General features: G+C 63.1%; 11 protein-coding genes. 4 read left to right on the top strand and 7 right to left on the bottom strand.

All coding sequences use genetic code 11. The features are described 5' to 3' along the window. Positions 1-28: 28 nt before the first annotated feature. Entirely contained in the window at positions 29-1207 is a 1179-nt protein-coding gene (gene hmpA / locus GYM54_RS07885; RefSeq protein WP_197445596.1) for an NO-inducible flavohemoprotein, read from the bottom strand. A 278-nt stretch (positions 1208-1485) separates the two neighbouring features. Between hmpA and GYM54_RS07880 the strand changes: the two genes are divergently transcribed. After that, complete coding sequence (locus GYM54_RS07880) at positions 1486-1710, top strand: DUF2188 domain-containing protein (protein WP_131650599.1); 225 nt, start codon at positions 1486-1488, stop codon at positions 1708-1710. On the opposite strand, the gene GYM54_RS07875 is transcribed toward GYM54_RS07880, so the two are convergent. From GYM54_RS07875 to gcl, 6 genes are all read right to left on the bottom strand, one after another. Next, positions 1707-2591 carry an urea transporter gene (locus tag GYM54_RS07875; protein WP_197445597.1) on the bottom strand — a complete coding sequence of 295 codons (885 nt, stop codon included), beginning with the start codon at positions 2589-2591 and terminating at the stop codon, positions 1707-1709. The two genes, GYM54_RS07880 and GYM54_RS07875, sit on opposite strands and share 4 nt — an antisense overlap. A 227-nt stretch (positions 2592-2818) precedes the next feature. Next, positions 2819-4234, bottom strand: coding sequence for a pyruvate kinase (gene pyk, locus GYM54_RS07870; RefSeq protein WP_197445598.1), 1416 nt, complete (start codon positions 4232-4234; stop codon positions 2819-2821). A 76-nt stretch (positions 4235-4310) separates the two neighbouring features. Next, positions 4311-5582: a glycerate kinase gene (locus GYM54_RS07865; protein WP_197445599.1), complete on the bottom strand. Its 1272-nt coding sequence runs from the start codon at positions 5580-5582 to the stop codon at positions 4311-4313. A 324-nt stretch (positions 5583-5906) separates the two neighbouring features. Next, positions 5907-6797, bottom strand: a complete 891-nt coding sequence (locus tag GYM54_RS07860) for a 2-hydroxy-3-oxopropionate reductase (RefSeq protein ID WP_131650595.1) — start codon at positions 6795-6797, stop codon at positions 5907-5909. Between the two features lie 37 nt (positions 6798-6834). Beyond that, entirely contained in the window at positions 6835-7617 is a 783-nt protein-coding gene (hyi, locus tag GYM54_RS07855; protein ID WP_197445600.1) for a hydroxypyruvate isomerase, read from the bottom strand. Positions 7618-7742: 125 nt separating this feature from the next. Beyond that, a complete protein-coding gene (gene gcl, locus GYM54_RS07850) occupies positions 7743-9524 on the bottom strand; it encodes a glyoxylate carboligase (RefSeq protein WP_181100642.1) in 1782 nt (593 codons plus the stop codon). 259 nt (positions 9525-9783) lie between these two features. Here gcl and GYM54_RS07845 point away from each other — a divergent pair, with 259 nt between their 5' ends. The 3 genes from GYM54_RS07845 (at position 9784) to GYM54_RS07835 (ending at position 13249) form a co-directional block, all read left to right on the top strand. Next, on the top strand, positions 9784-10692 hold the full coding sequence (locus tag GYM54_RS07845) for a LysR family transcriptional regulator (protein ID WP_058074176.1): 909 nt from the start codon (positions 9784-9786) through the stop codon (positions 10690-10692). A gap of 383 nt (positions 10693-11075) precedes the next feature. Further along, on the top strand, positions 11076-11909 hold the full coding sequence (xth, locus tag GYM54_RS07840) for an exodeoxyribonuclease III (RefSeq protein WP_131650592.1): 834 nt from the start codon (positions 11076-11078) through the stop codon (positions 11907-11909). A 140-nt stretch (positions 11910-12049) separates the two neighbouring features. Beyond that, positions 12050-13249 carry an EAL domain-containing protein gene (locus GYM54_RS07835; RefSeq protein ID WP_181101473.1) on the top strand — a complete coding sequence of 400 codons (1200 nt, stop codon included), beginning with the start codon at positions 12050-12052 and terminating at the stop codon, positions 13247-13249. Positions 13250-13352: the final 103 nt, after the last annotated feature.

Below are 13352 nucleotides of genomic sequence, written 5' to 3'. Positions count from 1 at the left end.
CCGGTGTAGGCGGCCCGTCCGGGTTGAATCACTCCAGCGCTGACGCCGGCCCGAAAAACTCGTAGCGGGCTTGCTGTTCCGGTACGCCAAGCGCTCGCAGCTGTCGACGAATCGCCGACATGAAGGGTTTAGGACCCAGGAAATAGGCGTCCAGATCGCGATCGGCAGGCAGCCAGGCGTCCAGCCGCTCCTCGGTCATCAGGCCGACGGCGTCTGGTTGGCTGTCGTCGCCCTGATGCTCGTCGTAACAATAGAAACGCTTGAGCTGGCCGTGCCGCTCGACCAGCGTGTCGATGGTCCGGCGGAACGCATGAGCGTCGGCATTGCGGGCGCAGTGAATGAAATGTATCGGTCGAGCCGTCTTGACCGCTTCCTCGAGCATCGCCAGGGTCGCCGTGATCCCGACACCGCCACTGATGAGCACCAAGGGCTTGTCGCTGTGCTGTAGGGTGAAGTCGCCAGCAGGCGCGAACAAATCGAGGCTTTGGCCTTCCTCCATGCGGTGCAGCGCGTTGGAGGCGACGCCGTTAGGCTCGCGCTTGACGCTGATGCGGTAGTCACGACCGTTGCCCGCAGCGGAGAGCGAATAGTTGCGGCGTATCTCCTCGCCATCTACCAGCAGGCGCAGGCCGATGTACTGGCCAGGCTGGTGTGCAACGACCGCGCCGCCGTCTTCGGGCTCCAGATAGAACGAGGTGATCTCGCTGCTCTCGACTACCTTGCGAGCAATCCGGAACGCGCGCGCGCCACGCCAGCCGCCGGGCGCCTCGGCCGTCACGCTGTACATCTGTTCTTCAGTGTCGATGAGGATATCGGCGAGCTGTCCATAAGCGGCGGCCCAGGCATCGATGACCTCGTCGGTCGCAATCTCTTCGCCCAGCACTTCGCGAATCGCTCGTAGCAGGCAGGAGCCAACGATAGGGTAGTGCTCCGGCAGTACTTGCAGGGCCACGTGCTTGTTCACCACCTGGGATACCAGCCCGCCGAGGTGATCCAACCGATCGATATGCTTGGCATACATAAGCACGCCGTTGGCCAACGCTCGTGGTTGATCGCCGCTGGCTTGGTGCGCCTGATTGAACAGGGGGCGCACTTCGGGGTGCTCGGCCAGCATCAGCTTGTAGAAGTGATTGGCCAGGGCTTCTCCACCGGTCTCCAGCAACGGGACGGTGGCTTTGATCAGGGCACGTTGTTCAGCACAAAGCATGGATAACTCCAGTAGTTGGGAGGGCCCGTCTCTCTTGTGCGCACAATCGATGTGTAGCAGCCGGACGGGTCGTAGTGACCCTTGCGATATTCGTTCCAGGCTGGAATTGACCGGATCAAGGGCGCCGCAACGGCCCTTGGTGAATACGACCCTGGTAGATGCGGTTTTAATGACCCCATGTGGTCATGATTACCCTGCTTATTCGCCGCGAAGGTATCGAACCGCTACGCGCGCCCGCGTTCCAAGCTTCGACTATCGAGAAGCTTATGGAGGCAACTATGGAGAACTACCACATCACGCACGACGGCGATCGCTGGGTGCTGCGCGAGGAAGGGGACAAGCGGGCGTTGCTGGAGGCGTCGACCAAGGAGGACATCGTCAACGAGACGCGGGACTACATGAAGCTGCGTACCGCGTCGGTGAAGATTCACACCCTCGACGGGCAGATCGAAGAAGAGCGGACCTACCCGCGCGATCAGGATCCGCGTGCGACCAAGGGCTAAACACGTTCACTTCGCCTGGATCGCCAGCGCTGTCCCAGCGCGACCAGCCAGCAAGCCATGATGAATGGCATGGTCAGTGGCGGCAGACCCAGCCCGTCGAATCCCGCCCTGAGCAGCACTGCCGCGATGATCGCCAGCAAGGGTGCCACCCACGAACGATGGACCTGGCTGACCGCCAGCGCGGCGAGGGCCGGGTTGTAGCCGGCCAATCCTGCCAGGGCCTGCTGCTCCGAACCGCCTGCCATCAGCGCCAGGGCAAGGCCACCGACCGAGCCGCAAAGCATCCAGGCCGCGGCTCTGCGATCAGCTAGCCATACAGCCACCAGCAACAACAACCCGGCCAGCGGTTGGCCGAGGAAGATCACCTGTCCGATACCCGAGGCGACCGCGAAGAGCAGCCCCGGGCCATCCAGTATCAGCGGCGCGTCGAGCCGCGCCTGGGTGACCAGATCGAGTGCCCCCGCCAGGCCCAGCGCAAGCCAGCCGAACAGTACGAAGGGCAGGGTGAAGCCGGGCAGCCAGTTGCGTTCGCGCATGGCAGCCATCAGGCGCACCTGCAGCAGATTGGCGATTACGGACCCGAACGCAATCAGCCCAAGCGTGAGCACCGACAGCCCCAGCAACAGCACGAACAGCAAGCCCAGCAGCGCCGCATTGTAGCCGTAGAGTCCGACATCGATATCGGACTGGCGATAACCCAGTGCGACGGCGCTGAAGGTACCCACCAGCGCGCCGATCGCTGCCCCGACCACCGACGCGGGCGCATGAAAAGCGATAGCCAGCAGGACCAGGAATCCGCAGCCGGGATGTGCCTGCAGAAATATCTGACTGAAACCGTTCAGAACGGCAAGAGTGCAACGCGATGGGCTAAAAGTGGGCATTAACTGTTATGGCAGGAGGTGAGTGGGCTGCGTTGCAGGAAGGAATCGCGCTGGTAAACGAAGAACGACGAGCCGAAGCTCGCCGTTATGGATGAACACAATCACAAGGCCCGTAGGGTGCGCTCCGCGCATCGTATAAGGGCTCAAAAGGGCCGCGTCTGCAGACACAATTCGTCGCTGGCCTCGACTCGCTTGGTGCGCGGAGCGCACCCTACATCTAACCGGCCTCAGTTGAGCGTTTCGATCCTTAGCGAGTTGGTCGTCCCCGGCTGGCCGAGCGGCACCCCGGCGGTGATCAGCACCGTATCACCGGTGCCGGCCATGCCTTGGGCGCGGGCCAGTTCGAGTGCGTTGAGGCAGACGTGCTCCATGTCCTGCATCGGCGCATCGATCACCGAGTAGACGCCCCAGGCCACTGTCAGCTTGCGCGCGGTGGTGACGTTCGGCGTCAGGCTGAGGATCGGCGTGCTGGGCCGCTCGCGTGAGGCGCGCAGGCTGGAGCGCCCGGACTCGGTGTAGTTGACCAGCACCGCGATCGGCAAGATGCCACTGATCCGGCGGATCGCACAGCTGATGGCATCGGGTAACGTCGCTTCGGCGCTCGGGCGGTTTACATCACGCTGAGCCTGGAAGTCCGGGCCGCTTTCGACCTGGCGGATGATCTTGCTCATCATGCTCACAGCCTCCAGCGGATAGTCGCCCGACGCGGTTTCCGCCGAGAGCATCACCGCGTCGGCACCTTCTGCCACGGCGTTGGCCACGTCGGTGACTTCGGCGCGGGTCGGAGCCGGGGAGAAGCGCATGGATTCGAGCATCTGCGTCGCCACCACCACCGGCCGGCCGAGCTGGCGGCAGGTGCGGACGATGTTCTTCTGGATGCGCGGCACGCTTTCGGCCGGTACTTCCACGCCCAGATCGCCACGCGCGACCATGATCGCGTCGCATAGGCGGGCTATTTCGCGCAGGTGCTGCACCGCGGACGGTTTCTCGATCTTGGCCATTAGGAATGCGCGGTCGCCGATCAGTTCGCGTGCTTCGTGAATGTCCTGCGGACGTTGGACGAAGGACAACGCCACCCAGTCGACGCCCAGTTCAAGACCGAAGCTCAGGTCGCGGCGGTCCTTCTCGGTCAGCGGGCTCAGTTCCAGCACCGCCTCGGGCACGTTGACGCCCTTGCGGTCGGACAGCTCGCCGCCGGCCACCACGCGCGTCTCGATGGCGTCTGCATGCTTGGCGATCACCGTCAGGCTGAGACGCCCGTCATCCACCAGCAGGCTCATGCCCGGCTGCAGGGCGTCGATAATTTCCGGGTGCGGCAGGTTGACCCGGCTGGCATCGCCAGGCGTCGGGTCGAGGTCCAGGCGCAGGGTCTGCCCGCGCACCAGTTGCACCTTGCCTTCGGCGAAACGCCCGACGCGCAGCTTCGGCCCCTGCAGATCCATGAGGATGCCGATCGGCTGGTTCAGCTGGCGCTCGACCTCGCGAATCCAGCCGAAACGCTCGGCATGGTCGGCATGCTCGCCGTGGCTGAAGTTGAGGCGGAACAGGTTGACCCCAGCTTCCACCAGCGCGCGCACATCATCGATGCTGCGTGTGGCCGGGCCGAGGGTGGCGAGGATCTTGACCTTCTTGTCGGGTGTCATGGCAGGCTCTATCGGCAGTTGTTGTTATGGGACGCGCGTAGCTGGCGCGCGCAGCAGACACGCGCTGGATCCGTTTTCAGGCGGACGGTGGCAGTACCAGAATCGCGCGGAAATCGTTGACGTTGGTTCGGGTCGGGCCGGTGATCAGCAGCGCGTCGAGCGCCTGGAAATATCCATAGCCGTTGTTGTTGGCCAGTTCGTCGGCCGCGCTGAGCCCCTGCGCCTCGGCGAGGGCGTAGGTGTCCGGGGTCATCAGCGCGCCGGCATTGTCTTCCGAGCCGTCGATGCCATCGGTATCGCCAGCCAACGCATAGACGCCGGGCAGGCCCTTGAGATTCTCGGTCAGGCTCAGCAGAAACTCGGCGTTGCGCCCGCCGCGACCTTCGCCACGGATCGTCACCGTGGTTTCGCCGCCGGAGAGAATCACGCAGGGCGCCGGGAGCGGCTGGCCGTGAAGTACTACCTGACGGGCGATGCCGGCATGGACCTTGGCCACTTCCCGCGACTCGCCTTCCAGATCACCGAGGACCAGCGGCGTGATGCCGGCGGCACGGGCTTTCACGGCGGCCGCTTCCAGCGATTGCTGCGGTCTGGCGATCAGCTGGAAATGGCTACGCGACAGGCAGGGGTCGTCCGCCTTCACCGTTTCCGAGCGTGGGTCTTCCAGCCACTGGCGCACGTTGGCCGGAATCTCGATGTTGTAGCGGGCAAGGATTTCCAGGGCTTCGGCGCTGGTGGTCGGGTCCGCTACCGTCGGGCCGGAGGCGATCACCGTGGCTTCATCGCCGGGTACGTCGGAAATCGCGTAGGTGTAGACGCTGGCCGGCCAGCAGGCCTTGGCCAGGCGCCCACCCTTGATCGCTGAAAGATGCTTGCGTACGCAGTTCATTTCGCCGATGTGAGCGCCGGAGCGCAGCAGCGCCTTGTTGATCGCCTGCTTGTCGGCGAGGCTGATGCCTTCGGCCGGCAGCGCCAGCAAGGATGAGCCGCCACCAGAAAGCAGGAAAATCACCCGATCACTTTCTTGAAGATTGCTGACCATCTCCAGCACGCGGCGGGCGACGCGCTCGCCGGCATCGTCTGGCACCGGATGTGCGGCTTCCACCACTTCGATCTTGTGGCAGTCGGCGCCATGACCGTAACGGGTCACCACCAAGCCAGAAATCTCGCCTTCCCAGGCCGCTTCGATGGCTTCGGCCATGGCGGCGGCGGCCTTGCCCGCGCCGATGACGATGGCCCGTCCGCTGCGGTCGGCGGGTAGATGGTCGGCCAGCACCTGGCGTGGATGGGCGGCATCGATGGCGGCGGTGAACAGCTCGCGCAGCAGGGCTTGGGGATCGAGGGTCATGTGAAGTTCCTTGTATGAGGTCTGGGGCCGATTCCAGACCTTAGGGCTCGTCAATGCAAGCCCTAAGGTTTGGAATCGACCCACCCGGCAATCGGGCCGTGACTCCTTCTGCCGAGCGGGTCGAAAGGGGTGCCGTCCGAAAACGGCGGTGAACGCCGGCTGCGCAAGGGCCTGGTCGTGGGGGACGCTGTGATCCCGGCCTTGCACACCCGTGTTCAACTCTCGGAGCGCCGCTGACGTCGAGTATCGCGGTAACCCACCACCTGGGTTCTGTCTGTCCTGAAGGTGGGTGCGCTAGTTCGACTCAGCGGGCTCGGAGCTGTTTCAACCCTTGCGGATCGAGAAGTTGGACATATGCTCCAGGCCCTTGATCAGCGCCGAGTGGTCCCAGCCGCTGCCACCGAGGGACGCGCAGGTGCTGAACACCTGTTGCGCATTGGCGGTGTTGGGCAGGTTCAGGCCCAGTTCGCGGGCACCGGCCAGCGCCAGGTTGAGGTCCTTCTGATGCAGGTTGATGCGGAAGCCCGGATCGAAGGTGCCCTTGATCATGCGCTCGCCGTGTACTTCGAGAATCTTCGAGCCGGCGAAACCGCCCATCAGCGCTTCGCGAACCTTGGCCGGGTCGGCGCCGTTCTTGGCGGCGAACAGCAGCGCTTCGGCTACGGCCTGGATGTTCAGCGCGACGATAATCTGGTTGGCCACCTTGGCGGTCTGGCCGTCGCCGTTGCCACCGACGCGGGTGATGTTCTTACCCATGGCTTCGAACAGCGGCAGGGCGCGGGCAAAGCTTTCTTCGCTGCCGCCGACCATGATCGACAGGCTGCCGGCCTTGGCGCCGACTTCACCGCCGGAAACCGGGGCGTCGAGGTACTGCGCGCCAGTGGCGTTGATCTTCTCGGCGAACTGCTTGGTGGCGCTCGGGGAAATCGAGCTCATGTCGATCACCAGCTTGTTCGGGCCAACGCCTTCGGCGATGCCGTTTTCGCGGAACAGCACGTCTTCTACATGCGGGGTGTCCGGCACCATGACGATGATGAACTCGGCTTCCTGGGCCACTTCCTTCGGGTTGGCCAGGGCCACGGCACCGCCCTCGACCAGTGCGGCCGGAGCGGGATCGTGATGGGTGGAAACGAAGATACTGTGACCGGCTTTCTGCAGGTTCTGAGCCATGGGCAGGCCCATGATGCCGGTGCCGATAAATCCGATTTTAGCCATGAGTGTTCTCCTCTTTATTCGTCTGGGTCGCGTCAGTTCAGATCGCGTTATGCGCTTTCATCCAGCCAAGGCCGGCTTCGGTGGTGGTGGCCGGCTTGTATTCGCAGCCGATCCAGCCCTGGTAGCCGATGCGGTCCAGATGGTCGAACAGGAAGCGGTAGTTGATCTCGCCCGTGCCCGGCTCGTTGCGGCCAGGGTTGTCGGCCAGCTGCACGTGGTTGATCACCGCCAGGTTGTTTTCCATGGTGCGGGCCAGGTCGCCCTCCATGATCTGCATGTGGTAGATGTCGTACTGCAGGAACAGGTTGCTGCTGCCGACCTTGTCGCGAATCTCCAGCGCCTGAGAGGTGTTGTTCAGGAAGAAGCGCGGGATGTCGCGGGTGTTGATCATTTCCATGACCAGGCGGATGCCGGCCTCTTCGAGCTTCTTCGCCGCGTAGCGCAGGTTCTCGATAAGGGTCATCTCCAGCTTGCCGATGTCGGCGCCCTTGGGGGCGATGCCGGCCAGGCAGTTGACCTGGGTATTGCCCAGCACCTTGGCGTAGGCGATGGCCTTGTCGACGCCGGCGCGGAATTCCTCGACCCGCTCCGGATCGCAGGCGATGCCACGATCGCCGCCCGCCCAGTCACCGGCTGGCAGGTTGAACAGCACCTGGGTCAGGCCGTTGGCGTCCAGCTGAGCCTTGATCTCCTCGGCGGGGAAGTCGTAGGGGAACAGGTACTCGACACCGCTGAAGCCGGCCTTGGCGGAAGCGGCGAAACGATCCATGAAGTCCAGCTCGGTGAAGAGCATGGACAGGTTGGCGGCAAAACGTGGCATGGGTATCTCCTGTCTGTCTGTAGGGACATTTCCGGACGGGTTGGAAGCTTCCGTCCCGTCCGGCTGTGGTGGTGGATACGCTTCGCGATAGCCACCCTCGGCTTACTGCCTGTTGCGTTGCTAAATCAGTCCAGCAGTGCGACCGCGGTCGGCGCATCCTCGCGACCGTTGGCCAGCTCCTCGAACTCGTTGATGGCGTCGATCTCGGTGCCCATGGCGATGTTGGTCACACGCTCCAGGATCACTTCGATCACCACCGGTACCTGATGCTCGGCCATCCAGGCCTGGGCCTGTTCGATGGCCGGTTGCAGGTCTTCCTGCTTGAACACGCGGATCGCCTTGCAGCCCAGACCCTCGACCACCGCGACGTGGTCGACGCCGTAGCCTTCCATGCCGCTCTGGTCGGCATTGATGTTCTCGAAGCCCAGCTGCACGCAGTAATCCATCTCGAAGCCGCGCTGCGCCTGGCGAATCAGGCCCAGGTAGGCGTTGTTCACCAGGATGTGGATGTAGGGCAGCTTGAACTGCGCACCCACCGCCAGCTCCTCGATCATGAACTGGAAGTCATAGTCGCCCGAGAGCGCCACGACCTTGCGCGACGGGTCCGCCGCAACCACGCCCAGCGCCGCCGGAATGGTCCAGCCGAGCGGGCCGGCCTGGCCGCAGTTGATCCAGTGGCGCGGCTTGTAGACATGCAGGAACTGCGCGGCGGCGATCTGCGACAGACCGATGGTGCTGACGTAGCAGGCGTCCTTGCCGAAGGCGTTGTTCATGCACTGGTACACGCGCTGCGGCTTCATCGGCACGCTGTCGAAATGCGTCTTGCGCAGCAGGGTGCGCTTGCGCTCCTGGCAGTCGGCAGCCCATGGCGTGCGATCTGGCAGCTTGCCGGCAGCCTTGCGTTCCTTGGCCACTTCGACGAACAGCTTCAGCGCGGCGCCCGCATCGGAAGTGATGCCGAAGTCCGGCGAGAACACCCGGCCGATCTGGGTTGGTTCGATATCGACGTGTACGAACTTGCGGTCCTTGGTATAGACCTCGACCGAACCAGTGTGGCGGTTGGCCCAGCGGTTGCCGATGCCGAGCACGAAGTCCGAGGCCAGCATGTTGGCGTTGCCGTAGCGATGGCTGGTCTGCAGACCGCACATGCCGGCCATCAGCGGATGGTCATCGGGAATCGAACCCCAGCCCATCAGGGTCGGGATCACCGGCACGCCAACGGTCTCGGCGAACTCCACCAGCAATTCTTCGGCACCAGCGTTGTAGATGCCGCCACCGGCAACGATCAGCGGGCGCTCGGCGGCGCAGAGCATGTCGATGGCTTTCTCTACTTGCTTGCGGGTCGCTGCCGGCTTGTAGACCGAAAGCGGTTCGTAGGTGTCGACGTCGAACTCGATCTCGGCCATCTGCACGTCGAATGGCAGGTCGATCAGCACTGGGCCGGGACGACCGGAGCGCATCACATGGAAGGCCTGCTGGAACACGCGCGGTACCAGTGCCGGCTCGCGCACGGTGACGGCCCACTTGGTGACCGGTTTGGCGATGGATTCGATATCTACGGCCTGGAAGTCTTCTTTATACAGACGGGCACGTGGCGCCTGGCCGGTGATGCAGAGAATCGGGATGGAATCGGCCCAGGCGGAATACAGGCCGGTGATCATGTCGGTGCCGGCCGGGCCGGAGGTGCCGATGCACACGCCGATGTTGCCGGCCTTGGTGCGGGTGTAACCCTCAGCCATGTGCGAGGCACCTTCGACGTGGCGCGCCAGGATGTGGCGGATGCTGCCGTCAGCGCGCAGGGCGGAATACAGCGGGTTGATCGCGGCACCGGGGATGCCGAAGGCGGTGTCGATGCCTTCCTTGCGCAACACCGCGACGGCAGCATCAATTGCTCTCATTCGGGCCATGGGTCGTTCCTCCTGACTTTTAGAATTTTGTTCACGATCTGCTGCGCGTCGGCCCTGCTGCGTTAAAACCAGGCTCGGAATGCTCATTTGCACCAGCAAACTCCGCTTCCTCGCCTGCTTTTGCCTTGCAGGTCTCTAGCTCGCAAGATCGTGGCTGTTTTCTTGTTCGATAGTTTTTATACGTGGCCCAAGGATGCAGGGCTGGAACGAAAGGCGGAATTGGTCGAAACTTCAGTTCTGTCGATATCAGGAGTATCGAATGGATCGTTACACAGCCGTACACAGTTTCGTGCTGGTCGCAGAAGCGGGCAGCTTCGCCGCCGCAGCATTGAAGGAAGGAGTAACGCCTGTGGTGATGGGGCGCCGGCTAGATGCGCTGGAGCGCCACCTGGGCGTCAAGCTGATGCACCGCTCCACCCGTGGCCTGGCGCTGACCGACCTGGGCGAGCAGTACCTGGAGCGGGCACGCGGGTTGCTCAAAGATTTCGACGAGGCCGACGCCAGCATCGCCAAGGACCGTACCTCGGTGCGCGGTCACCTGGTGATCTCGGCGCCGGCGGCATTCGGTCGCCGGCATATCGGCCCGCATGCGCCGGCCTTCCAGGCGCGCTTCCCCGATCTGCAGCTGTCCTTCAACTTCACTGACAGCGTGGTCGACCTGGTGCGCCATGGTTACGACATGGGCATCCGCATCGGCGAGGTCACCGATCCCAACTATGTGGCGGTCAAGCTGTTTCCCAATCGCCGGGTGGTCTGCGGCGCGCCGGATTACTTCGAGCGCCAGGGCGTGCCGCGCGAGCTGGAAGACCTGGCGCGGCACAACTGCCTGGCGTTCAACCTGCAGGGTGGGCAGCAGCGCGGCTGGACCTTTCTGCGCGACGGCAAGCAGGTGGCGGTGCGGGTGGACGGCAACCTCGACTGTAACGATGGCGAGCTGCTGTTCGACTGGGTCAAGCAGGGCCTGGGGATCGGCTGGCGCTCGACCTGGGAAATCCAGGCCGAACTCAAGCGCGGCGAGCTGGTGACGGTGCTCGACGAGTACGCACTGCCAGCCTACGACATCCAGGCGGTCTACCCGCAGCAGCGCTACCTGCCGGCCAAGGTGCGCTTCTTCATCGATTACCTGAAAGCGATCTACAACGCACCGGGCTATTGGGAAACTCGCTGAGCCGAACCTCGATGTTGGGGTGGATCGGAGCACATTCCGACCTTCCATCCTCGCCTTCCAGGGCGCTTTTGGTGGGCTGAAGCGGAGCGCCGCCCGACCCACCCTACGTCTGAGCCGAACCACGTAGTGCCGTAGGGTGGGCTTCAGCCCACTGCATTTGCCCTCTAGAGGGGTCGGTCGGAATCTTTCATATGGGCGTGTTTCGGTGCGCTAAAGCCCACCGTACGACTGAGCCGAACCACGTAGTTGGGGTGGGCTTCAGCCCACCGTTATCGCCGAAAAGGCGTGTCGTCCTGCAGAGTTCCACGCAAGGCCAGCTGACGCGAACCTCGCACCGTCACCGCGAGTCACAACAAGGGTCATCTATCGGTGCGAGGCAGCCTGTGGACTCCCTGAAAATCGCCACCTTCAACATCAACGGCATCCGTGCGCGCCGCACCAATCTGCTCGAATGGTTGGAGCGTGAGCAGCCCGACGTGGTCTGCCTGCAGGAGCTGAAGGCGCAGGACGCCGACTTTCCCATCGACGATATCCGCGCCGCCGGCTACGGCGCGATCTGGCACGGGCAGAAATCCTGGAATGGCGTGGCGATCCTGTCGCGCGGCGACGATCCGCTGGAGATCCGCCGCGGTCTGCCGGGCGATCCGGACGACAGTCACAGCCGCTATCTGGAAGCCGCAGCCCACGGCATCATCGTTGCCTGCCTCTACTTGCCCAACGGCAACCCGCAGCCGGGACCGAAGTTCGAGTACAAGCTGGCCTGGTTCGAGCGCCTGATTCAGCATGCCGGAGGGCTGCTGAACAGCGGACATCCGGTGGTGCTGGCCGGCGATTACAACGTGGTGCCCACCGACGAGGACATCTACAACCCGCGCTCGTGGACCAAGGATGCGTTGCTGCAGCCGGAAAGCCGCGAGTGCTATCAACGTCTTCTAAGCCAAGGCTGGGCCGACGCCCTGCGTGCCAAATATCCCAACGAGCGCATCTACACCTTCTGGGACTACTTCCGCCAGCATTGGCAAAAGAATTCCGGCCTGCGTATCGATCATCTTCTGCTCAGCAAAGACCTGGCGCCGCGCCTGAAAGACGCTGGCGTGGATCGCTGGGTTCGCGACCAGGAACACGCCAGCGATCATGCACCAACTTGGGTCGAATTAGCCTCTGACGCGCCGCCAAAAAAGCCGACCAAGCGCCGGTCGTCGACGAAAGCGGAGTAGCTCAAGAAGGGCACTAGGCTCAAAACAAGGCTCTGCTGCGTATTTCTCTGAAGCCGCCAAGGCGCCTTGATTCTTCCGATGGAAGATGGCGAGGGATGGTTATGTTGAACCGCGATTCTGATGGGGTTACCGGCAGCGATATGTCGTTGATGGTCGACGGGTTTGAGCGTGGCAGGCTGTCCATTGGCGAGATGCTTACCGAGGCGCTGGAGCTGGTTCGCCAGCATCTACGAATGGAAGTGGCGTTCATTGGAGAATTTCGGGACGGAAGGCGGGTATTTCGTTATATCGAAGGGCAATACCGCTCGATGTCGCTGGCCGTCGGCGACGGCAGATTGCTAGAGGAAAGCTACTGCCAGCGCATCGTCGATGGACGTTTACCGGAACTCATCCGCAACGCTGGCGAATTACAGGAAGCGCTGGCACTCCCGGCGACCCGGGCGTTGCCCGTCGGTGCACACATGAGCGTACCGATTCGCTTCAGTGATGGTTCGCTTTACGGGACCTTTTGCTGTTTCAGTACGCAAGCCGACGAAACCCTGAACGAGGCCGACCTGGAAACCTTGCGCCTGTTCGCCCGTTTTGCCGGAAGAGTACTCGAGCGACACGCGCTCAGCGAACAGCAGCGCAATGAAAAACTCGAGCGCATCAAGGCGGTGATCGCCCAACGTGATTGCTGGATGGTCTACCAGCCGATCTTCCATCTGGTGCACAACACCATCATCGGCTACGAAGCACTGGCGCGCTTTCGTCCCGAGCCATACCGCTCACCGGACCTCTGGATGGGCGAGGCAGGCGAGGTCGGGCTTCGCACGAAACTTGAAGTCATGCTGCTCGAAACGGCGCTCGAGGCGCTGCCGTTGATTCCCGAAGATGTGTACCTGTCCCTGAATGTCTGCCCCGATGCACTATTGGATGGCTCGGTAGTGGCACTGCTCGCCAAGCAGCCGCTGCATCGCCTGATGCTGGAGGTAACGGAGCACAGATCCATCGTCAACTACGCGCTGCTCGCCGCGATTCTCGAACCGCTACGCCAAGGTGGGCTGCGGCTGGCAGTCGACGATGCGGGCGCCGGCTATGCCAGCTTTCGCCACATCCTCAAGCTCAAGCCTGATGTCATCAAGCTCGACCGCAGCCTGATCAGCAACGTCGATAGCGACAACGATACCTGCGCGCTGGCTGCTGCGCTGATCCGCTTCGCCGAACAGACCGGCAGTAACATCATTGCCGAGGGCGTCGAGACGGATGCAGAGCTGACGACCCTGCGCGGCCTGCAGGTGACCAAGGCGCAGGGCTTTCTGCTTGGAATGCCGAAGCTTTTGGACGAAGCGGCAGGCTGAGCGTCCAAACCGCTGAATGTCTGGTTACCTTGCCGAAGAAGTGCGCGCGTTCGGGATAGGGCGGGTCAGTTCTATCGTTGTGGCGTGGCGCGCACCAACCGGG

The organism is Pseudomonas sp. MTM4, from assembly GCF_019355055.1.
Taxonomy (GTDB): Bacteria; Pseudomonadota; Gammaproteobacteria; order Pseudomonadales; family Pseudomonadaceae; genus Stutzerimonas.
This window is presented reverse-complemented; position numbering and strand designations above follow the sequence as displayed.